The 20,593-nt window shown below is 65.5% G+C and carries 15 protein-coding genes; 5 read left to right on the forward strand and 10 right to left on the reverse strand.

Features of this window, described 5'->3' with window-relative positions; genetic code table 11:
• Window positions 1-113 precede the first annotated feature (113 nt).
• From ABIB00_RS36050 to ABIB00_RS36065, 4 genes are all read left to right on the forward strand, one after another.
• Window positions 114-1,694, forward strand: a complete 1,581-nt coding sequence (locus tag ABIB00_RS36050) for a Do family serine endopeptidase (RefSeq protein ID WP_354107641.1) — start codon at window positions 114-116, stop codon at window positions 1,692-1,694.
• A 295-nt stretch (window positions 1,695-1,989) separates the two neighbouring features.
• The gene (locus ABIB00_RS36055; protein ID WP_038944287.1) at window positions 1,990-2,670 is read left to right on the forward strand and encodes a response regulator transcription factor; all 681 of its coding nucleotides are present in this window, start codon (window positions 1,990-1,992) and stop codon (window positions 2,668-2,670) included.
• Window positions 2,654-4,114, forward strand: coding sequence for a sensor histidine kinase (locus ABIB00_RS36060; protein ID WP_354107642.1), 1,461 nt, complete (start codon window positions 2,654-2,656; stop codon window positions 4,112-4,114). Before ABIB00_RS36055 ends, ABIB00_RS36060 begins: the two co-directional genes overlap by 17 nt.
• Window positions 4,111-7,098, forward strand: a complete 2,988-nt coding sequence (locus tag ABIB00_RS36065; protein WP_354107643.1) for a bifunctional [glutamine synthetase] adenylyltransferase/[glutamine synthetase]-adenylyl-L-tyrosine phosphorylase — start codon at window positions 4,111-4,113, stop codon at window positions 7,096-7,098. The genes ABIB00_RS36060 and ABIB00_RS36065 overlap by 4 nt, the downstream gene beginning before the upstream one ends.
• Here ABIB00_RS36065 and ABIB00_RS36070 read toward each other — a convergent pair.
• Genes ABIB00_RS36070 through ABIB00_RS36090 form a run of 5 tightly spaced genes read right to left on the reverse strand, consistent with a single transcriptional unit; the run spans window position 7,055 to window position 13,023 of the window.
• The gene (locus ABIB00_RS36070; RefSeq protein WP_247349973.1) at window positions 7,055-7,288 is read right to left on the reverse strand and encodes a formate dehydrogenase subunit delta; all 234 of its coding nucleotides are present in this window, start codon (window positions 7,286-7,288) and stop codon (window positions 7,055-7,057) included. The two genes, ABIB00_RS36065 and ABIB00_RS36070, sit on opposite strands and share 44 nt — an antisense overlap.
• Window positions 7,278-8,105, reverse strand: a complete 828-nt coding sequence (gene fdhD / locus ABIB00_RS36075; protein ID WP_354107644.1) for a formate dehydrogenase accessory sulfurtransferase FdhD — start codon at window positions 8,103-8,105, stop codon at window positions 7,278-7,280. Before fdhD ends, ABIB00_RS36070 begins: the two co-directional genes overlap by 11 nt.
• A gap of 4 nt (window positions 8,106-8,109) precedes the next feature.
• Window positions 8,110-10,983, reverse strand: a complete 2,874-nt coding sequence (fdhF, locus tag ABIB00_RS36080) for a formate dehydrogenase subunit alpha (protein WP_354107645.1) — start codon at window positions 10,981-10,983, stop codon at window positions 8,110-8,112.
• Window positions 10,984-10,993: 10 nt separating this feature from the next.
• Complete coding sequence (locus ABIB00_RS36085; protein WP_354107646.1) at window positions 10,994-12,550, reverse strand: formate dehydrogenase beta subunit; 1,557 nt, start codon at window positions 12,548-12,550, stop codon at window positions 10,994-10,996.
• Window positions 12,547-13,023, reverse strand: coding sequence for a formate dehydrogenase subunit gamma (locus ABIB00_RS36090; RefSeq protein ID WP_354107647.1), 477 nt, complete (start codon window positions 13,021-13,023; stop codon window positions 12,547-12,549). The genes ABIB00_RS36085 and ABIB00_RS36090 overlap by 4 nt, the downstream gene beginning before the upstream one ends.
• Window positions 13,024-13,245: 222 nt before the next feature.
• Here ABIB00_RS36090 and ABIB00_RS36095 point away from each other — a divergent pair, with 222 nt between their 5' ends.
• Window positions 13,246-14,139 (forward strand): LysR family transcriptional regulator, encoded by an 894-nt coding sequence (locus ABIB00_RS36095; RefSeq protein ID WP_354107648.1) that lies wholly within the window; start codon window positions 13,246-13,248, stop codon window positions 14,137-14,139.
• Between the two features lie 3 nt (window positions 14,140-14,142).
• Here ABIB00_RS36095 and ABIB00_RS36100 read toward each other — a convergent pair whose 3' ends face one another.
• The 5 genes from ABIB00_RS36100 to ABIB00_RS36120 all read right to left on the reverse strand — a co-directional run.
• Window positions 14,143-16,473, reverse strand: coding sequence for a PAS domain-containing sensor histidine kinase (locus ABIB00_RS36100; RefSeq protein ID WP_354107649.1), 2,331 nt, complete (start codon window positions 16,471-16,473; stop codon window positions 14,143-14,145).
• Between the two features lie 225 nt (window positions 16,474-16,698).
• Window positions 16,699-18,072: a cation-efflux pump gene (locus ABIB00_RS36105; protein ID WP_247445001.1), complete on the reverse strand. Its 1,374-nt coding sequence runs from the start codon at window positions 18,070-18,072 to the stop codon at window positions 16,699-16,701.
• 192 nt (window positions 18,073-18,264) lie between these two features.
• A complete protein-coding gene (locus tag ABIB00_RS36110; protein WP_354107650.1) occupies window positions 18,265-19,236 on the reverse strand; it encodes a zinc-binding dehydrogenase in 972 nt (323 codons plus the stop codon).
• A 25-nt stretch (window positions 19,237-19,261) separates the two neighbouring features.
• Window positions 19,262-20,257 carry an NAD(P)H-dependent flavin oxidoreductase gene (locus ABIB00_RS36115; RefSeq protein ID WP_247349989.1) on the reverse strand — a complete coding sequence of 332 codons (996 nt, stop codon included), beginning with the start codon at window positions 20,255-20,257 and terminating at the stop codon, window positions 19,262-19,264.
• Between the two features lie 31 nt (window positions 20,258-20,288).
• On the reverse strand, window positions 20,289-20,593 hold a 305-nt coding region (locus tag ABIB00_RS36120), incomplete at its 5' end, for a hypothetical protein (protein ID WP_354107651.1).

The following is a 20,593-nucleotide window of genomic DNA, read 5'->3' on the forward strand; positions in this document are numbered from 1 at the left end:
ACAAAAGTTTAACCCCGCCGCCAGCGCACGGTAAGGCGGGAGCCCCCATCTTCAGCTCCGTAAGGTGCCGCCATCAGGCACCAAATGGATTTCAAGGCCCTGGAGATCTCTGCATGACCGACCGTCCCGACCTCTCGAACCTTCCGTCCTACCGGCAGCCCCGCCGGTCGGTTTTCTCGGCCCGCAAGATCGCGCTGATGGCCTCGGTCGTCGCCGGGCTCAGTGCCGCCGTCTACGGCTTTGGCCCGTCGACCTCGCCAGCCGACCTGTTCTCGACCCCGGCGCATGCGCAGGTCAACAACGAGGTCCGCAAGGTCGAGCGTCCGATCGGCTTCGCCGACATCGTCGAGCGCGTGAAGCCGTCAGTGATCTCGGTGAAAGTCAACATCAAGGAAAAGACCGCGAGCAATGATGACGGCGATGACGCGCAGTCGCCGTTCCAGCCGGGCTCGCCGATGGAGCGCTTCTTCCGCCGCTTCGGCGGTCCGGACGGTTTCCCGGGTCAGAAGGGGGGCGGCCGTGGCCGCGTCGTGCAGGGCCAGGGTTCCGGCTTCTTCATCTCGGCCGACGGTTTCGCCGTGACCAACAACCACGTGGTGGACGGAGCCGACAAGGTCGAGGTCACGACCGACGAGGGCAAGACCTACACCGCCAAGGTGATCGGCACCGATCAGCGCACCGATCTCGCCTTGATCAAGGTCGAGGGCAGCTCGAACTTCCCGTTCGCCAAGCTTGCCGACGGCAAGCCGCGGATCGGCGACTGGGTGCTCGCGGTCGGCAATCCGTTCGGCCTCGGCGGCACCGTGACCGCGGGCATCGTTTCGGCCAGCGGCCGCGACATCGGCAACGGTCCCTATGACGATTTCATCCAGATCGACGCGCCCGTGAACAAGGGCAATTCCGGCGGTCCGGCTTTCGACACCAACGGTGAGGTGATGGGCGTCAACACCGCGATCTACTCGCCCTCCGGCGGCAGCGTCGGCATCGCGTTCTCGATTCCCGCGAGCACCGTGAAGAGCGTGGTGGCGCAGCTCAAGGACAAGGGCTCGGTCAGCCGCGGCTGGATTGGCGTGCAGATTCAGCCGGTCACCTCCGACATCGCCGACAGCCTCGGCATGAAGAAGGCCGAAGGTGCGCTGGTTGCCGAGCCGCAGGCGAATGGCCCGGCGGCCAAGGCCGGCATCGAGTCCGGTGACGTGATCACGTCGGTCAACGGCGAATCGGTCAAGGACGCCCGCGAGCTCGCCCGCACCATTGGCGGTTTGGCGCCCGGCGCGACCGTGAAGCTCAACGTGCTGCACAAGGGCCAGGACAAGGTCGTGAACCTGACCCTCGGCCAGTTGCCGAACACGGTCGAGGCCAAAGCCGACACCGACAAGGACACCGGTAAGGGCGCGAGCCGCGGCACCGACGTGCCGAAGCTCGGGATGACCGTCGCGCCCGCCGATTCCGTGGCCGGCGCCGGCAAGGAGGGCGTCGTGATCACAGAAGTCGATCCGAAGAGCGCCGCAGCCGAACGCGGCTTCAAGGAAGGCGACGTGATTCTCGAAGTCGGCGGCAAGAGCGTGAGCACTGCCGGCGAAGTCCGCGACGCCATCACCACGGCGCGGACCGACAACAAGAACAGCGTCCTGATGCGGGTCAAGAGCGGCGGCCAGTCGCGCTTCGTCGCCGTGCCCATCGCCAAGGGTTAACCAAGGGCTAACCAAGGGACAGGCCTCAGGAGGCCCACGAGATGAAGGGTGTCGCCGGCATCAGTCGCCCCCGCCGACGGCGTCCTTCGGGGAAGCAGCGCAACGTTTGCTTCCCCTGTCTACCTTCCGGTGGAATTACGCCCCCCTCCGTCGGAAGGCCTAGGGCGGTGAGGTCCCCCCAGCTTCACCGCCCGCCTTTTTCTCGTTGCCAGAGTCTCTCACTCGGCTTGCATGCGATTGCCGCTCGCGCCATGTTTAGAGAAGGTTCCCTCCCTTGACCGTCGCCGAACGCACGATGCGCCTCCTCATCATTGAAGACGACCGCGAATCCGCCGACTATCTCGTGAAGGCGTTTCGCGAGGTCGGGCACATTGCCGACCACGCCGCCGACGGCGAGGAAGGCCTCGCCATGGCCGAGAACGGCGATTACGACGTGCTGGTGGTCGACCGCATGCTGCCCAAGCGCGACGGCCTGTCGCTGATCGGCGCGCTCCGCGACAAGGACGATTCGACGCCGGTGCTGATTCTCTCCGCGCTTGGACAGGTCGACGACCGCATCAAGGGCTTGCGCGCCGGCGGCGACGACTATCTGCCAAAACCCTATTCCTTTGCCGAGCTCCTGGCCCGGGTCGAGGTGCTGTCACGCCGCCGCGGCGGTCCGGCCGAGGACACGCTGTACCGGGTCGGCGATCTCGAGCTCGACCGGCTCTCCCATCGCGTCGCTCGCGGCAAGGATGAGCTAACGCTCCAGCCGCGTGAATTCCGCCTGCTCGAATACCTTATGAAGCATGCGGGCCAGGTGGTGACCCGCACCATGCTCTTGGAGAACGTCTGGGACTATCATTTCGATCCGCAGACCAACGTGATCGACGTGCACATCTCGCGGTTGCGCTCCAAGATCGACAAGGGTTTTGAGCGGCCGCTGCTGCATACCATCCGCGGCGCCGGGTACATGATCCGTGACGGCATTCGGTAAACTCGTCCGCACCACGGCATTCCGGCTGACGCTGGTCTATTTGCTGCTGTTCGCGATGTTCGCGGCCTCGCTGCTTGCCTATTTCGCCTGGAATACACGGCGGCTGATCACCGAGGAGATCACGCAGACGGTCAATGCCGAGACGTCGGAGATCAACGAGATCTACGGCCGCCGCGGCTTGCGCGGTCTCGTCCTTGCCATTGAGTACCGGGCGTTGCGGCCGGGCGCCAACCTCTATCTGGTGACGACGCCGACCGGCCAGTCGATCGCCGGCAATGTCGGCTCGCTCGCGCCCGGCGTGATGGCGACGCGCGGCTGGTCCGAGACCGCCTACCGGCGGATCGAGGACACCGATGATCGCGACCATCTTGCGCTGGTTCGCGTCACCGAACTGGAAAACGGCTTCCGGCTTCTGATCGGACGCGATCTCGCCGAGCGGCGACGGCTGTTCGGCATCGTGGCGAAGGCCGCGCAATGGTCGATCCTGATCGTCGTGGTGCTCGGCCTTGGCGGCGGCATCTTCGTGGCGCGCCGAGTGCTCACGCGCATCGATGCGATGAGCGGCACCGCCCATCGCATCATGACCGGTGATCTCAGCGAACGCCTGCCGGTGGGACGCAGCGGTGACGAACTCGACCGCCTCGCCGAAAACCTCAACGCCATGCTGGAGCGGATCGAGGCGCTGATGGCGGGACTGAAGGAGGTTTCCGACAACATCGCCCACGATCTCAAGACGCCGCTGACGCGCTTGCGCAACCGCGCCGAGGAGGCGCTGGCGAAATCGGGCGGCGAGGCCGATTACCGCGCCGCCCTGGAACGGACCATCGAGGAATCCGACGGCCTGATCCGCACTTTCAACGCGCTGCTGATGATCGCGCGTGCCGAGTCCGGACAGGCGCGCGGCAACATGGATGATTTCGACGCCGCCGACGTCGCGGGCGGCATCCACGAGCTCTACGAGCCGCTGGCCGAAGACGACGGCATGATCTTGAAGGTCAGCTGCGAGCCGACGCCGGTTCACGCCAACCGCGAATTGATCGGCCAGGCGCTCGCCAATCTTGTCGAGAATGCGATCAAATACGGCAAACCGATCGCGCAGTCGGCTGGAACCGTGGTCAGCATGGACAGCCGGCAGATCACGATCGAGTCCAGGCGCGAGGGCGATCAGGTGCTGCTCAGCGTCACCGATCGCGGTCCCGGCATCCCCGAAGCCGACCGCAAGCACGTCGTGGAACGATTTGTGCGGCTGGAAGCGAGCCGTACGCTGCCCGGATCCGGGCTCGGCCTCAGTCTCGCCTCGGCGGTTGCGACATTGCATGGCGGCGAGTTGAGGTTGGGCGACGCCCAGCCCGGGCTTGTCGCCACGCTGGTGCTGCCGGCGCGCGCGGGGGCCGGCGACAGGGTTGCTCCGTCAATGCAGGATGTGCCACAGAAGGTGGCATGAACCATTCCGCGCCGGGAAACGCGGACAAGCATGGTGAGAGCCTGGCCGCACGCTTCGCGGAGGCTCCCCATATTGCCGCTTCCGTCACCGACCAAGGACGTTTTGAAAGCTGGCTGGCCGGGCTCGAGCCCGCGCAATCCGCCCGTCTTGAAGCGCTGCTCGCTCATCCCTTGGCGCGGAACATCCTGTCCGGAATCACGGAATTTTCGCCTTATCTGTTCGAACTGGCGCGTGCCGATACCTTGCGCCTGATCCGGCTGCTGGAATGCGATCCGGATGCGCATCTCGCCACGCTGATCGCGGAGGCGAGCGGTGCGGTGCTTGCGGCATCCGACGAGGCCGAGGTGATGCGGCTGCTTCGCCGCATGAAGGCGGAGGCCGCGCTCCTGACCGCGCTGTGCGACATCGGCGGCGTCTGGCCGGTGATGCGGGTGACCGCAGCTCTCACCGATGTCGCGGTATCCTCGGTGCAGGCGGCGCTTCAGTACCTGCTGCGGCAGGAAGCCGCACGCGGCAAGCTCTTGCCGCCCAATCCCGAGGCGCCCGAGGAAGGCTGCGGGCTGATCGTGCTTGCGATGGGCAAGATGGGCGCGGGCGAGCTGAACTATTCGAGCGACATCGATCTGATCGTGTTCTTCGATCCCGACAATACGACGCTGGCAGCGGATATCGAACCCCAGCCATTCTTCGTGAGGGTGACGCAGGGGATGGCACGCATTCTCCAGCAGCGCACCTATGACGGCTATGTCTTCCGCGTCGATCTGCGCCTGCGTCCCGATCCATCCTCGACGCAGGTGGCGATTTCGCGCGACGCCGCGCTGAACTATTACGAGCGGGAAGGGCGCACCTGGGAGCGCGCCGCGATGATCAAGGCGCGAGCCTGCGCCGGCGATCCCAAAGCGGGCGAGGCGCTGCTCGCGGAGATCGCGCCCTTCGTCTGGCGCAAGCATCTCGATTTCGCCGCGCTTGCCGACGTCCACGACATGAAGCGGCAGATGCAGACCTATCGCGGCCAGAGCGAGGTCGCGGTCGAAGGGCATAACGTGAAGGTCGGGCGCGGTGGCATCCGCGAGATCGAGTTCTTCGCCCAGACCCAGCAATTGATCGCCGGCGGCCGCCATCCCGAGCTGCGCGTGCGGCCGACGCTCGCCGCGCTCAATATTCTCGCTTCCAGCAACTGGATCACGTTCGCAGCGCGCGACGAACTGGCCACGGCGTACGAATTCCTTCGCCGGGTCGAGCATCGGCTCCAGATGATCGCCGACGAGCAGACCCATACGCTGCCCGAGGACAAGGAGGCGGTCGAGCGTTTCGCCTGGTTCTTCGGTTATCCGGATCGCGAGGCCTTTGCCGGCGACCTCTTGCGCCAGCTCGAAATCGTCCAGGGTCACTACGAAAAGCTGTTCGAGGGCGACGATCCGACCGGCACGGCCAGGCTGCCGGCACTCGACTACAGTGTGGGTCCCGACGATCCGCGGCTGCTTCAGCAGCTGGCGGCGCTCGGCTTCAAGAAGCCCGCCGCGGTTGCGCAGACCGTGCGTGACTGGATCACCGGCGACTACCGCGTGTTTCGCAATGAGGCGACGCGAAGCGCCTTCGTCGAATTCGTGCCGGCCCTGATCGACGGTCTCGCTCATGCCGAAGAGCCGGATCGGGCGGTCGTGGCGTTCGATCAATTCCTTGGGGCGCTCCAGCGCGGCGGCCGGCTGATCACGCTGCTCGGCCAGAACCGCGATCTCGTCGCGCTGGTGGCGCTGGTGTTGGGTGCGGCACCGCGGCTCGGCGAGATGTTGGCACGGCAGCCGCAGCTCATGGACGGCCTGATTGATCCGCGCTTCTTCGGCGCCATGCCCGACAGGCAGGAATTGTCCGGGCGGCTCGCGACGACGGTGCAGGATGCCGGCTCATATGAAGAGTTCCTCGACCGCCTGCGCCTGTTCGGGCAGGAGAGCCTGTTCCTGATCGGCACGCGCATCCTGTCCGGCACGGTCTCGGCGCAGCAGGCGAGCACGGCCTTTGCCGACGTCGCCGAGGGCATCGTCCATACCGTGCACGGCCTCGTTGCCGACCGCTTTGCCGCCCAGCACGGCCGGATCAAGCGGCAAGAGACCGCGATGATCGCGATGGGCCGGCTCGGCAGCCGAGAGATGACGGCCTCGTCCGATCTCGACCTGATCCTGCTCTACGATTTCGACAGCGACAACCCGGACTCCGACGGTGCGAAGTCACTGCAAGGTGCACACTACTTCGCCCGCTTCACCCAGCGCCTGATCAGCGCCTTCACGACGCGTACCAATTACGGCGTGCTCTACGAGATCGACATGCGGCTGCGCCCCTCGGGGCGTGCCGGCCCTGTGGCGTCGAGCCTCGTCTCCTTCGCGGACTACCAGAGCAACGAGGCCTGGACCTGGGAGCACATGGCGCTGACGCGCGCGCGCGTCGTGTCGGCTTCGCCCGCATTTCGGGAACGGATCGAGCACGTCATCCGCGATGTCCTGACCCGCCGCCGCGATCCCGGAATCACCGCCAACGACGTCGCCGACATGCGGCGCGCGATCGCGCAGGAGAAGGGCGAGACCGACCATTGGGATCTCAAATACGCCGCCGGCGGCATGGTCGACATCGACTTCATCGCGCAATATCTCCAGCTCGTGCATGCTCACGAGACACCGGAGATTCTCGACGTCGGCACCATGCAGGTGCTGGAAAATGCATGTCGGCTCGGCGTGCTCGCACAATCGGAGACCGAGATACTGCGCGCCGCAGCGCGGCTCTATCACGACCTGACGCAGATCCTGCGGCTCTGCGTCAGCGACCGCTTCAAGCCGGAAACAGCCGGCACCGACCTCCTGCGCGTGATGGCACGCGCCGGCGACGCGCCGGATTTCTCCTCGCTGGAGGCGCGCGTGAAGGAGACGCAGAGCGAGGTGCGCCGTGTCTTCAGGGCGCTGCTGGAAGGGACGTCGCCGGCTTCAGCGAGGTGAGCGCCTCGCGCACGTTCGGCTCCAAGCCAACGCCGCCGGCATCGAGATGGGCGAAGATCGCGCGCTTCATCCGCGGATCCCAGAACTTCTTGATATGATCGGCGATCCCCGGCACGGCCTTGTCGTGGCCCTGGCTCCGGAAGAACGTGCCGATCTGGTTGGCCATGTAGATCAGGCGGTCAGGCGACATCGGCAATCTCCGTGGCATGACGCGCGATAACCCGGCCGCCATGCGAAAACACTTCGAACCCGTCCTGGCGGGCAATGGCAATCAACGTGATGCCGGCGGCCTCCGCGGTGCGCACCGCGAGCGCGGTCGGCGCAGAGACGGCGACCATCACCGGCGCGCCGATGGCGGCGGTCTTCTGCACCATCTCGACCGAGACGCGGCTGGTCAGCAGCACGATGCCGCCGCTTGCGGTCGTGCGGCTGCGCGCCAGTGAACCAGCGAGCTTGTCGAGCGCGTTGTGGCGGCCGACATCCTCTCGCAGCGCGACGATGCCGCCGGCAGGCGACCAGAACGCGGCGGCGTGAACGGCGCGGGTCTGCAAATTGATCGATTGCAGCGGTGCGATGGTCTGCATCGCCGCCATGACCTGTTCGGGCGTAAACCTCTGTCCCTGCGGCACGACCGCCGCAGGCCGCACGGCTTCGGCGATTGAATCGATGCCGCAAATGCCGCAGCCGGTCGGGCCGGCGATGTGGCGGCGCCGCTCGCCGATGCGCGCGGCATCTTCCGAGGCCAGCCACATGCGCAACTCGATGCCGTCGTCGAGGCGGACCATTTCGAGCGACTTGATGTCGTCGACCGATTTGATGATGCCTTCATCCAGGCTGAAGCCGACCGCAAAATCTTCCAGGTTCTGCGGCGTCCCCATCATGACGGCATAGGTGCCGCCATTGTAGGTCAGCGCCAGCGGCGCCTCCTCCGGAATCAGCCGTGTCCCCTCGGACGCGATACCGTCGCGCCAGATCTCGCGGTCGATGGCCTGGACCGGCACGTGCATGCCGCTACTCCGCCGCCTCGGCCGGCGCGATACGGCGGGAGTGCCGTGCCTGCGCGTCGTAGGCCTTCTGCCAGTCGGACGGGCCGTTCGACGGCGAGATCTGCACCGCCGTGACCTTGTATTCGGGGCAGTTGGTCGCCCAGTCCGAATAGTCGGTCGTGATGACGTTGGCCTGCGTGTCCGGATGGTGGAACGTGGTGTAGACGACGCCCGGCGCGACGCGATCGGTGATCTCCGCACGCAGCGTGGTCTCGCCGGCACGGCTCTTCAGCCGCACCCAGTCGCCGTCGCGCACGCCGCGCTGCTCGGCATCGTGCGGATGGATCTCCAGCCGGTCCTCGGCATGCCAGACCACGTTCTCGGTGCGCCGGGTCTGCGCGCCGACATTGTACTGGCTGAGGATGCGGCCCGTGGTGAGCAGCAGCGGATAGCGCGGGCCGGTGCGCTCGTCGGTCGCGATATACTCGGTGACGACGAACTTGCCCTTGCCGCGGACGAAGCCGTCGATATGCATCACCGGCGTGCCCTCGGGCGCCTCCTCGTTGCAGGGCCACTGCACCGAGCCGAGCTCGTCGAGCTTGGCGTAGGAGACGCCGGCGAAGGTCGGGGTCAGCGCGGCGATCTCGTCCATGATCTCGGATGGGTGGCTGTAGTTCATCTCGAAGCCCATGGCCTTGGCAAGGCCGATGGTGACCTCCCAGTCGGCGAAGCCGTTCTTCGGCGTCATCACCTTGCGAACGCGCTGGATGCGGCGCTCGGCGTTGGTGAAGGTGCCGTCCTTTTCGAGGAAGCTCGAGCCGGGCAGGAACACATGGGCGTAGTTCGCGGTCTCGTTCAGGAAGAGGTCGTGGACGATGACGCATTCCATCGCCGACAGTGCGGCCACCACGTGCTTGGTGTTGGGATCGGATTGCAGGATGTCTTCGCCCTGCACGTAGATGCCCATGAACGTGCCTTCGACCGCGGCGTCGAACATGTTGGGGATGCGCAGGCCGGGCTCGGGATTGAGCTTGACGTTCCACAGCGCCTCGAACTGCTCGCGCACGGCATCGCCCGCGATGTGACGATAGCCCGGCAGCTCGTGCGGGAACGAGCCCATGTCGCAGGAGCCCTGCACGTTGTTCTGGCCGCGCAGCGGGTTCACGCCGACGCCGGAGCGGCCGATATTGCCCGTGACCATCGCGAGGTTGGCGATCGCGATCACAGTCGTGGAGCCCTGGCTGTGCTCGGTGACGCCGAGACCGTAATAGATCGCGCCGTTGCCGCTGGTGGCGTAGATGCGGGCCGCTTCGCGCAGTTCCTTGGGATTGACGCCGGTGAGGATGGCGGTGGCCTCCGGACTGTTGTTAGTCTGGGAGACGAAAGCCGCCCACTCCTCGAACTCGCTCCAGTCGCAACGCTCGCGCACGAAGGCTTCGTTGGCGAGGCCTTCGGTCACGATCACATGCGCCAGCGCCGTCATCACGGCAACGTTGGTGCCGGGCATCAGTGGCAGGTGCAGCGCCTTCACATGCGGCGATTCCACCATCTCGGTGCGGCGCGGATCGATCACGATCAGCTTGGCGCCCTGGCGCAGCCGTTTCTTCAGGCGGGAGGCGAAGACGGGGTGGGCCGAAGCGGGGTTGGCACCGATGATGACGACGACGTCGGTGTCCTCGACCGAGTCGAAATCCTGTGTGCCGGCGGACGTACCGAACGTGGTCGACAGGCCATAGCCGGTCGGGGAGTGGCAGACGCGGGCACAGGTGTCGACATTGTTGTTGCCGAAGCCGGCGCGGATCAGCTTCTGCACCAGATAGGTTTCTTCGTTGGTGCAGCGGGACGAGGTGATGCCGCCGATGGCATCGCGGCCGTATTTCTTCTGGATGCCGCGCATCCGGTCGGCGGCAAACGAGAATGCCTCGTCCCACGACACTTCGCGCCAGGGATCCTCGATCCGCTCGCGGATCATCGGGTTGAGAATGCGCTCCTTGTGGTTGGTGTAACCCCAGGCGAAGCGGCCCTTGACGCAGGAATGGCCGCGATTGGCCTTGCAGTCCTTGTACGGCACCATGCGGACGACTTCCTCGCCGCGCATTTCGGCCTTGAAGGTACAACCGACGCCGCAATAGGCGCAGGTGGTGACGACGGAGTGTTCGGGCTGGCCGATCTCGATCACGGATTTCTCGGTCAGCGTCGCGGTCGGGCAGGCCTGCACGCAGGCGCCGCAGGAGACGCATTCGGAGCCGAGGAAGCTCTCGCTCATGCCGGGCGAGACGCGGCTGTCGAAGCCGCGGCCGGAGATCGTCAGAGCGAAGGTGCCCTGCACCTCCTCGCAGGCGCGGACGCAGCGCGAGCAGACGATGCACTTGGAGGGATCATAGGTGAAGTACGGATTCGACTCGTCCTTCGGCATCCAGGCGGCGTTGATCTCGCCATTGGATTTGGCAAAGACGTGGTTCTCGCCCTCATAGCCGTAGCGCACGTCGCGCAGGCCGACGGCACCGGCCATATCCTGCAACTCGCAGTCGCCGTTGGCGCCGCAGGTGAGGCAGTCGAGCGGATGGTCGGAGATGTAGAGCTCCATCACGCCCTTGCGCAGCTTCCTCAGCCGTTCGCTCTGGGTGTGCACGACGAGGCCGGGCATGACGGGCGTGGTGCAGGAGGCCGGCGTGCCGGCGCGGCCCTCGATCTCGACGACGCAGAGACGGCAGGAGCCGAACGCATCGACCATGTCGGTCGCGCAGAGTTTTGGGATCTGGTGGCCCGCATCCATCGCGGCCCGCATGATCGAGGTGCCCTCGGGCACCGTGACCTGGTTGCCGTCGATGGTCAGCGTCACCATCGTTTCCGATTTCGAGCGCGGCGTGCCGAAGTCGATTTCTTCGATCAGAGACATTGTCGCTCTCCTATTCCGCGGCCTGAAGCGTGGTCGGGGCCGGGATAAAATCTTCCCGGAAGTGCTTCAATGCGCTGAGCACAGGGTAGGGTGTGAAGCCGCCGAGTGCGCAGAGCGAGCCGAATTTCATGGTGTTGCAGAGGTCTTCGACGAGCGCCAGATTCTCGCTCACGCGCTCGCCGCGCATGATCTTCTCGATAGTCTCGACGCCGCGGGTCGAACCGATCCGGCACGGTGTGCACTTGCCGCAGGATTCGACGGCGCAGAATTCCATCGCGAAGCGTGCCTGCTTGCGCATGTCGACGCTGTCGTCGAACACGACGATACCGCCATGGCCGATCAGGCCATCGCGCGCGGCAAAGGCCTCGTAGTCGAACGGGGTGTCGAACAGCGCGCGCGGGAAGTAGGCGCCGAGCGGGCCGCCGACCTGAACCGCGCGAACGGGACGGCCCGTGAACGTGCCGCCGCCGATGTCGTCGACGAGCTCTCCGAGCGTGACGCCGAATGCGGTCTCGAACAGCCCGCCCTTGCGGATGTTGCCGGCGAGCTGGATCGGCATCGTGCCGCGCGAGCGACCCATGCCGAAATCGGCATAAGCCTTGGCGCCTTCGGCCAGGATGAAGGGGATGGCGGCGAACGACAGCACGTTATTGATGACGGTCGGTCTGCCGAACAGGCCGTGATGCGCGGGCAGCGGCGGCTTTGCACGCACGAGGCCGCGGCGGCCTTCGAGGCTTTCCAGCAGCGAGGTCTCTTCGCCGCAAACGTAAGCGCCAGCGCCGACGCGTATTTCGAGATCGAAGCTGTATGTGGAGCCGTCGATCTTGTCGCCGAGATAGCCGCGGCGTCTAGCCGCTGTGATGGCCGCATTCATCGCTTCGACGGCATGCGGATATTCGCTGCGGATGTAGATGTAGCCCTTGGTCGCGCCGACAGTGACGCCGGCGGTCGTCATGCCCTCGATCACGACGAAGGGGTCGCCTTCCATGATCATGCGGTCGGCGAAGGTGCCACTGTCGCCTTCGTCGGCGTTGCAGACAATGAATTTACGATCCGCTTTCGCCTGCGCGACCGTCTTCCACTTGATGCCGGTCGGGAAGCCTGCGCCGCCGCGGCCGCGCAGGCCGGATGCGGTGACTTCGTTCAGGATCGCATCCGAGCCGAGCGAGAGCGAACGCTCAAGGCCCTTGTAGCCGCCATGGGCGCGGTAGTCGTCGAGCGAGCGCGGGTCGATCACGCCGCAGCGCGCGAAGGTGAGGCGGGTCTGGCGCTTCAGCCAGGGGATTTCATCCGCGGCGCCGAGCCGCAGGGGATGAGAACCATTGCTCGCCATCGAATCGAGCACGGAGGCAACATCCTCCGGGCCGACGGGGCCGTAGGCGATGCGGCCTCCGGGGGTCGCCACCTCGATCATCGGCTCCAGCCAGCAGAGCCCGCGCGAGCCGGTCCTGACGATCTCAATCGGCAGGTCGCGCTGTGCCGCGACCCGTTCGAGCGCCCTGACCACGTCATCGGCGCCGACGGCGACTGCAGCCGCATCGCGGGGGACGAATATCCGCATCTTCATCGCTGCGCCTCCGCAACAAGCGCATCGATACGCTTTTCATCGAGCCGGCCAATGAGCCGGCCGTCGAGCATCGCGGACGGCGCGGTCGCGCACAGGCCGAGGCAGTAGATCGGCTCCAGCGTGACCCGGTCGTCGGCCGTCGTGTTGCCGAGCGAGACGCCAAGCTTCGCCTCGGCACGCGCAGCCAGCGCATCGCCGCCCGCCGCCTGACAGGCCTCCGCGCGGCAGAGTTTCAGCACATGGCGGCCGGCCGGCTTGTGGCGGAAATCATGATAGAACGTGAACACGCCATGCACTTCGGCGCGCGACAGATTGAGCGCTTGCGCCACCATCGGAATGGCTGCTTCCGGCACGTAGCCGAACGCCGCCTGGAGCGCGTGCAGGATCACCAGCGTCGCGCCTTCCTGCTTGCCGTGTTGGGCGATGATATCGGCGCCGCGCATTTCGTCCCAAGGCTCAAAAACCGCTGTCATTCTTCGTTCTCAACCAGAGCGTCTGCTCATCGCAAACTATTTGGAATCATTCGAAGATCAATAAAGCTGTCTCATGCTGCGATCGCGAATTCCGATCGATTTGCGTTGGCAATCAGTTGATTTGAAATTGCAATCGGAGCTATCCGCTGGGCGGTTTTTACGTGTTGGGCGGGGCAGGGCATGCTAGCTTGTGTGCCACCACACAATCCGAGGGGATGACGGTTGCTCGACAAGCTTGAATTGCTGCTGGCGCTGGCGAAAGAGCGGCATTTCGGCCGGGCCGCAGAGGTGTGCGGCGTGACGCAACCGACGATGTCGACCGGGCTCAAGCAGCTCGAGGAGATTCTCGGCGTGATGCTGGTCCAGCGCGGCTCCCGCTTCCAGGGTTTTACGCCGGAAGGCGAGCGGACGCTGGATTGGGCCCGTCGGATCGTGGGCGATGCACGCGCGATGCGTGACGAGATCAATGGGCTGAAGCATCAGCTCTCCGGCGAGATACGTATTGCCGCGATCCCGACCGTGCTCGGCATGGTCGCCGCGCTGACGACGCCGTTCCGCGCAAGGCATCCCGAGGTGCGCTTCAGCATCCGGTCCACCACCTCGTCCGAGGTGCTGGGGCTGCTCGAAAATCTCGAGGTGGACGCGGGGCTGACCTATATCGAGAATGAGCCGATCGGCAAGGTGCGCACCATTCCGCTCTACAACGAGAGCTATCGCCTGCTCACCGCGCCGGATGGAATGTTTGGCGATCGCGAGACGGTAACGTGGACGGAGGTCGGGCAGGTGCCGCTGTGCCTGCTGACGCCCGACATGCAGAACCGCCGCATCATCGACCGCGCGCTGCGTTCGGTCGGCGCGGAGGCGACGCCGACCTTGACGTCGAACTCGCTGCTGGTGCTGTTCACGCATGTGAAGACGGGGCGCTGGGCCAGCGTGATGCCGGCCAAGCTCGCCGAGACGCTCGGCCTGTCCGATACGGTGCGCTCGATCCCGATCACCGATCCCGATGTCAATTACAGCATCGGCATGGTGATCCCGCAGCGCGATCCGATGACGCCGTTGATTGCGGCGCTGGTCAATGTCGCGCGCGAAGTCGCGCCGTCGCTGCAATCTTAGGGTTCAGGCCGCGGCCGATATTCCGGACGCCGCCTTGATCGCGTCGCGCGGCAGGGTCACGCGCACGACGGTGCCGACTTCGAGCTTGGAGCGCAGCCGCATCGAGCCGCCATGGAGCTGTGCCAGCGAGCGGGCGATCGCAAGCCCCAGTCCCGAGCCGTGATAGGTCTTGGTGAGCTGGCTCTCGACCTGCTCGAAGGGGCGGCCGAGCCGCGCCAGTGAATGCGGGGCGATGCCGATGCCGGTGTCGGCGATCATCAGCACGATCCTGTCGTCGAACTGCCGGCTGCGCACCACGATGCGTCCGCCGTCGGGCGTGAACTTCACGGCGTTGGAGAGCAAATTGACGATGATCTGCTTGGTGGCGCGGCGGTCGGCGACGACGGAGAGGGATTTTTCGATGTCGGCGTCGAGCGTCAGGTGCTTGTCCTGCGCCCGGCCGGTGACGACCCGCAAGGATTCCGCCAGCGTCTGCGCCAGGTCGAGCTCTTCCATGTCGAGCTTCATGCGACCGGCCTCGATCTTGGACATGTCGAGGATGTCGTTGATGACTTCGAGCAGATAATGCCCGCTGGTGAGGATGTCGTGGCAGTATTCCTGGTACTTTTCCGAACCGAGTTCGCCGAACATGCCCGAGCCCATGATCTCGGAGAAGCCGATGATCGCGTTCAGCGGCGTGCGCAGCTCGTGGCTCATATTGGCGAGGAATTTCGACTTGGTCTGGTTGGCTTCCTCGGCGCGGGTCTTCTCGCGCTGGTATTTTTCGGCGAGATCGGCGAGCTCGCCTGCCTGGCGCTCCAGAGCTGCCTGCGAGCGCTTCAGGTCGATGACGGTGGCGCGCAGGCGCAGATCGTTGTCGACTAGCTTCTGCTCGTGCTCCTTGATGCGGGTGATGTCGGTGCCGACCGAGACGTAGCCGCCGTCCTTGGTGCGGCGCTCGCTGATGTGCAGCCAGCTGCCGTCGTCGAGCTGCGCCTCGAAGGTGCGCGCGCCGGGGCCCTGGCTGGCGGTCTCGTTATGGCGGGTTCGCACCTCCGGCATGCGGCCGACCTCGAGCACGGTCTCGTAAGAGGTACCGGAGATGACGGCACTGTCGGGCAGCTTGTGCAGGCGCTGGAAGTGCGAGTTGCAGAGCACCAGGCGGTCGCTGGCGTCCCACAGCACGAAGGCTTCGGGAATGGTCTCGATCGCGTCGCGCAGGCGCAGATCGGCTTCCACGGTCCGCTCGGCGAGGCTCTTCTGCTCGGTGATGTCGACGGCGATCCCGATCAGGTGCACGCTGGAATCGGTCGCACCGTGGGTCTTTTCGCAGCGGACACGGAGCCAGATCCAATGGCCGTCGACATGCTGCATGCGAAAGGTCTGGTCGATGTGGTCGATCTTCTCGGAGATGAGCTGGTCGGCGATCTCGAACAGGTCGATGTCGTCGGACTTCACCAGCGCGTTGACCTCGCCGAAGGTGAGGAGCTCGTTGCGGCCGTCGAGGCCGAGCATCGAAAACATCGATTGCGACCAGAAGATGCGGCCGCGCGACAGGTCCCAGTCCCAGAGCCCGCAGCGGCCGCGGTTGAGCGCGGTGTCGATACGGCCGCGCACGGCGTCGTTGATCAAGTCGCCCTCGCGGGCACGGGTGGACTGCCAGTGGAAGGCGAAGCCGAGGATCAGGACGACGAAGCCGGTGGTGGCCGACAGCGTCACCGAGAGCGCGGCGTCCGAGCCCCAGATCGGCTCGTTGCGCTCCTGGATCACGGTGACGAAGCCGGGCAGCGACTTGATCTGCCGCGAGGTCGCCATCGCGGCGTTGCCGTTCGGCAGCGTCATGTCGGAGATGTTGCCGTCGCGCGGCGGCGCCGCCAGCAGTTGCGCCGTCGTGATTGCGTCGAGCAGACGATCGTTGCCCGAGGGATCGCTGTCGACCGGGATGCGGGCGAGGATGCGGCGATCGAGGCCGGCCGAGGTGACGATGACGTGGCGGCCCGGGGCGGTGCCCCAGGACGGAATGAGATCGGACAGCAGCGTCGGCAGGTTCTCGATGTTCTTCAGCCGCTCCTGTCGCGCCGAGGTGAGGCGGTCGATGCGCTCGGCGAGCAGGTCAGCGAGCGCCGACATGTCGTGGCGGATCACCAGCCGCTTCTGGCGCGTCTGATCGACGACCTGCACGAACGCGCCGAGGCAGATCGTGATCAGGAACGCGATGATGAGCGTCGGCACCGCGCGGCGCAGCGCCGGCTCGGCGATCAGCAGCCGATGGTAGGCAGGTTTCGCGATCGATTGCGCCAATCCTTTGATCGAATCGGATTGCACGCACGCGTTCGCGGCGTCTGCACGCGCCATGCCCTAGGCCCCCTGGAAACTCTGCTGCGACTGATTTCGAAAGCAGCCCCACATCGCTTTCGAATCACAGCGATTTGAATCCAGTTTTCGCGGCCTGTCGAGAGTCAATGAATCGTTAATGCCGAATAATTCTTATCCAATGGAGAGTTCGCGCCTCTCGCGTCCGTAAATTGACGTGCGTTACGAGTCCGAAACGAGAACGTGTGGCTACTCGCACATTCTGCATCATGCGCGCGGCGGTTCGGCGTGACTGATCACGCGCTTCACGCTCGGGAACGCGCGCCGCAGCGCACGCTCGATCGCGTCGACGTGCTCGTGCACTTTGATCACGCTCATCGACGGCTCGGCGCGGCAGTGGAAGTTGACGATCTCGCCGGCGTCGGTGTTGCGGACGCGGACATTGTGGATGTCGTGGATCTCGCCACCGGCGGCATATTCCGTCAGAGCGGCGGCGATGGCCTGCACCCGTTCCGGCGCGGCATCGACCCCGAACGGCAGTTCAGGTTCCAGCGGCTCGATGTGGACGTCGACCTCGACGTCCGCGCCGAACTCCTCCTGGATGTTGCGCTCCAGCGTGTTGGCGACGTCATGGGCGGCGTCGAGCTGCATTCCGGCGTCGACCTCGAGGTCGATGCTGACGATCAGCTTGCCGCCGAGGTCGTGCACCGTGACGTGGTGGACGGCGAGTCCCGAATTATGCGCGATCACCATGATGCGGTCGCGGACGGTCTCGTTGTCGCGGGCGACGGGGACCGCGGTGAAGGTGAGGTCGGTATCGCCGAATGCTTTGTCGACGGCCGCTTGCGCCTTGCGCTTGATCTCCTCGACGCGGTCGATCGGATAGGTCCGCGGCACCTTTGCGATGGTGTCGATGAAGGTGGTCGCCCCAACCATGCGCACGCGCAGCCGTTCGACGTCGATCACGCCGGACACGCCCCGGATCGCGGCCGTGGCCTTCTCCTGCGCGCCCTCCGGGGCGCGGTCGAGCAGCGTCTGCACGGTCGAGCCGGCCATGCGCAAGCCGAGCAGGGCGATCATCACAGCGACCGCGGCGGCCGCGGCGGCATCGCCCCACCAGAAGCCGAGGGCGGCGAGGATCAGGCCCACGATCACGGCGAACGAGCCCATCACGTCGGAGGCGAAATGCAGCGCGTCGGCGGCGAGCGCCTGGCTCCGCGTCTCCCGCGCGGCGCGGTGCAGGGCGCGGGCGCGCCAGAGATTGACGACGATGTCGATCACCAGCACTACGAACGGCACGGCCGAAATGGTCGGTGGCGGGGTTCCCTCGCGCAGCCGGCTGTAGGATTCGACCAGGATGCCGCCGGCGAGCACGTAGAGCAGGGCCGTGACGCCCAGCGCCGAGATGCTTTCGAGCTTGCCGTGGCCGTAATGATGCTCCTCGTCCGCCGGTTTGTCGGACACCCGTACCACCGCCCAGGTGATGATGGTGGCGACCAGGTCGACCGAGGAGTGCAGGGCCTCGGAGATCAGCGCCAGCGAGCCGATCGCGATCCCGACTGCGAACTTGGCCGCCGCCATGCCGCCGCTGGCGAAGATCGAGATCGCCGCGACCGAGGTCTTGTTGTGTTGGGAGCTCATGGCGTGGGATTTAGCAGGCCACGGGTGAACATCAAGCTGCAGTCCACAGAAGTAGTCGCAAGTGAGTTGCAGGAGCACCTTTTCGTAGGGTGGACAGAGGCGCCATGGCGCCGTGCCTACCAACAGGCATCTCCTGATCAACCACTTGTGGTGGGCACGCTTCGCTTTGCCCACCCTGCAAGACTGGGACCGCTACGGCACCGTCACCACGATCTTGCCGAGGTGCTTGTTCGCCTCCATGTGCTCGAATGCCTTGTCGATGTCGTCGAAGGCAAACACCCTGTCGATCGGCAGCTGCAGTTTTCGCGACTCGACCGCGCCCCAGATGTCCTTGCGGACCTCCTCAAAAATCTCGCGGACCTCCTCGATGGTGCGGGTGCGGAAGGTGACGCCGACGTAGTCGATGCGGCGCGCCGCGTGCAGGTCGAAGTTGAAATCGGCATGGGTGCCGCCGAGCCGGCCGACATTGACGATGCGGCCTTTTACCTTTGTCGCGGCGAGGTTCTGGTTGGCGACTTGGCCTGAGACCTGGTCGACGATGAGGTCGACGCCTTCGCCGTTCGTCGCCTTCAGCACCTCGTCGACCCATGTGGGATCGGAGGAATCGACGGCGAGGTCGGCGCCATATTCCTTCAGCCGGCCGCGGCGAGTGGCATCGGTCGACGAGCCGATCACGAGCCTGGCGCCCTTGAGCTTCGCAATCTGCATCGCCATCAGGCCGACGCCGGAGCTTGCGCCCTGGATCAGCACGGCTTGCCCGGGCTGCACGCCGCCGACGGTGACGACGGCGTTGTGCATGGTCGCGAGCGCGACGGGGAGGGTGGCGGCTTCCTCGAAATTCATGTTCGAGGGCGCGCGGAACAGCCGGCCGTGATCGGCCAGCGTGTATTCGGCGAACGCCGCGCCGCCCGAGCCCATAATGCGGTCGCCGACCTTCACGCCCTTGGCATCCGGTCCGAGCTCGGCGACTTCGCCGGCCCATTCCATACCGAGCACGGTGCCGGCGCCGCCGGCCGCGCCATGGACGTGGCCCTTGCGCATGCCGGTGTCGGCGCGATTCAGTCCGCAGGCGCGGACGCGAACCAGCACTTGCATGCCTTTAGGTTTTGGTTGAGCGACGTCGGAAATCGTAGCGCCACCAGGGCCGTAGACATAAGCCTTCATAAATTGCTCTCGCTTCTTACAGTGACTATTCAGCAGCTTGCGCTGTCGGATGAACGATCATGCCTTCGAGCCGGCTGCGGATGATGGCCTCGGCTTCGCGCACGATCCGGGAGACGAGTTCGGCGCAGCTCGGGATATCATGGATCAGGCCCTGCACCTGGCCCGCCGACCAGATGCCTTCGTCCGAGTTGCCGGTCGCATAGACCATCTTGCCACGGGCGCCGGCGACGAGCTCGCGGATGTCCTCGAACTTGGCGCCTTCCTTCTCCATCGCGACGACCTTGGTCGAGATCTCGTTCCTGGCGACGCGGGAGGTGTTGCGCATGGTGCGGAAGATCAGCTCGGTCTCGCGCTCGTCATTGGCGACGATCTTCTCCTTGATGAGCTGGTGGATCGGGCTTTCCCTGGTGGCCATGAAGCGCGTGCCCATGTTGATGCCTTCGGCGCCCAGCGCCAGCGCGGCGACAAGGCCGCGGGCGTCGGCAAAGCCGCCGGAAGCGATCATCGGGATCTTGATCTTGTTGGCGGCCGCCGGGATCAGGATCAGGCCGGGGGTATCGTCCTCGCCGGGGTGGCCGGCGCATTCGAACCCGTCGATCGAGATGGCGTCCACGCCCATGCGCTCAGCCGAGAGCCCGTGACGGACGCTGGTGCATTTGTGCACGACCTTGACGCCGTGCTTCTTGAACTCGTCGACATGCTCCTGCGGCTTGTTGCCGGCGGTTTCGACCACCGTGATGCCGCTCTCGATGATGGCGGCGCGGTATTCGGCATAAGGCGGCGGCTTGATCGCGGGCAGGATGGTGAGGTTGACGCCAAACGGCTTGTCGGTGAGGTCGCGGCAGCGCGCGATCTCCTTCCTGAGGTCCTCCGGCGTCGGCTGGGTCAGCGCCGTGATGAAGCCGAGCGCGCCGGCATTGGCGACGGCGGCGACCAGCTCGGCACGGCCGACCCATTGCATGCCGCCCTGGACGATCGGGTGCTCGACGCCGACGAGCTTCGTGAACCGCGTCTGCAACATGATCTGTTTCCCCCGCCTGTGTGGCGCTCTGTTATCGGTTGATGGCGGCAGGATGCCGCCGGGGTCGGGAAAAGTCTATTGCGAGGTCGGACAGGGCGATCATGCGGGGGAGTGGGGGATTCCGTGGGGCGGATAATTGGGTGGCCTTCGCCAGGACGACGCCGAGGGCCTTGATGCATCGTTGCCTCAACATCGTCATTGCGAGCGCAGCGAAGCAATCCAGAATCTCTCCGCGAACGGATTCTGGATTGCTCACATGGGGATTTGGTGTGTCAAGGCGGATGTTCCGCTTTTTGTTTGATTGCTGCCAGCTTTTCGTCCCGACCGCTGGGTCTT

It is taken from the genome of Bradyrhizobium sp. LB14.3 (assembly GCF_040547985.1).
Classification (GTDB): Bacteria; Pseudomonadota; Alphaproteobacteria; order Rhizobiales; family Xanthobacteraceae; genus Bradyrhizobium.

Excerpts from the sequence above, each read along its gene's own strand:
- ABIB00_RS36105 (WP_247445001.1), bottom strand. The coding sequence starts at position 18,072 with ATGAGCTCCCAACACAACAAGACCTCGGTCGCGGCGATCTCGATCTTC.
- ABIB00_RS36050 (WP_354107641.1), top strand. The coding sequence starts at position 114 with ATGACCGACCGTCCCGACCTCTCGAACCTTCCGTCCTACCGGCAGCCC.
- fdhF (WP_354107645.1), bottom strand. The coding sequence starts at position 10,983 with ATGTCTCTGATCGAAGAAATCGACTTCGGCACGCCGCGCTCGAAATCG.
- ABIB00_RS36055 (WP_038944287.1), top strand. The coding sequence starts at position 1,990 with ATGCGCCTCCTCATCATTGAAGACGACCGCGAATCCGCCGACTATCTC.
- ABIB00_RS36065 (WP_354107643.1), top strand. The coding sequence starts at position 4,111 with ATGAACCATTCCGCGCCGGGAAACGCGGACAAGCATGGTGAGAGCCTG.
- ABIB00_RS36085 (WP_354107646.1), bottom strand. The coding sequence starts at position 12,550 with ATGAAGATGCGGATATTCGTCCCCCGCGATGCGGCTGCAGTCGCCGTC.
- ABIB00_RS36090 (WP_354107647.1), bottom strand. The coding sequence starts at position 13,023 with ATGACAGCGGTTTTTGAGCCTTGGGACGAAATGCGCGGCGCCGATATC.
- ABIB00_RS36100 (WP_354107649.1), bottom strand. The coding sequence starts at position 16,473 with ATGGCGCGTGCAGACGCCGCGAACGCGTGCGTGCAATCCGATTCGATC.
- ABIB00_RS36070 (WP_247349973.1), bottom strand. The coding sequence starts at position 7,288 with ATGTCGCCTGACCGCCTGATCTACATGGCCAACCAGATCGGCACGTTC.
- fdhD (WP_354107644.1), bottom strand. The coding sequence starts at position 8,105 with ATGCACGTGCCGGTCCAGGCCATCGACCGCGAGATCTGGCGCGACGGT.
- ABIB00_RS36110 (WP_354107650.1), bottom strand. The coding sequence starts at position 19,236 with ATGAAGGCTTATGTCTACGGCCCTGGTGGCGCTACGATTTCCGACGTC.
- ABIB00_RS36115 (WP_247349989.1), bottom strand. The coding sequence starts at position 20,257 with ATGTTGCAGACGCGGTTCACGAAGCTCGTCGGCGTCGAGCACCCGATC.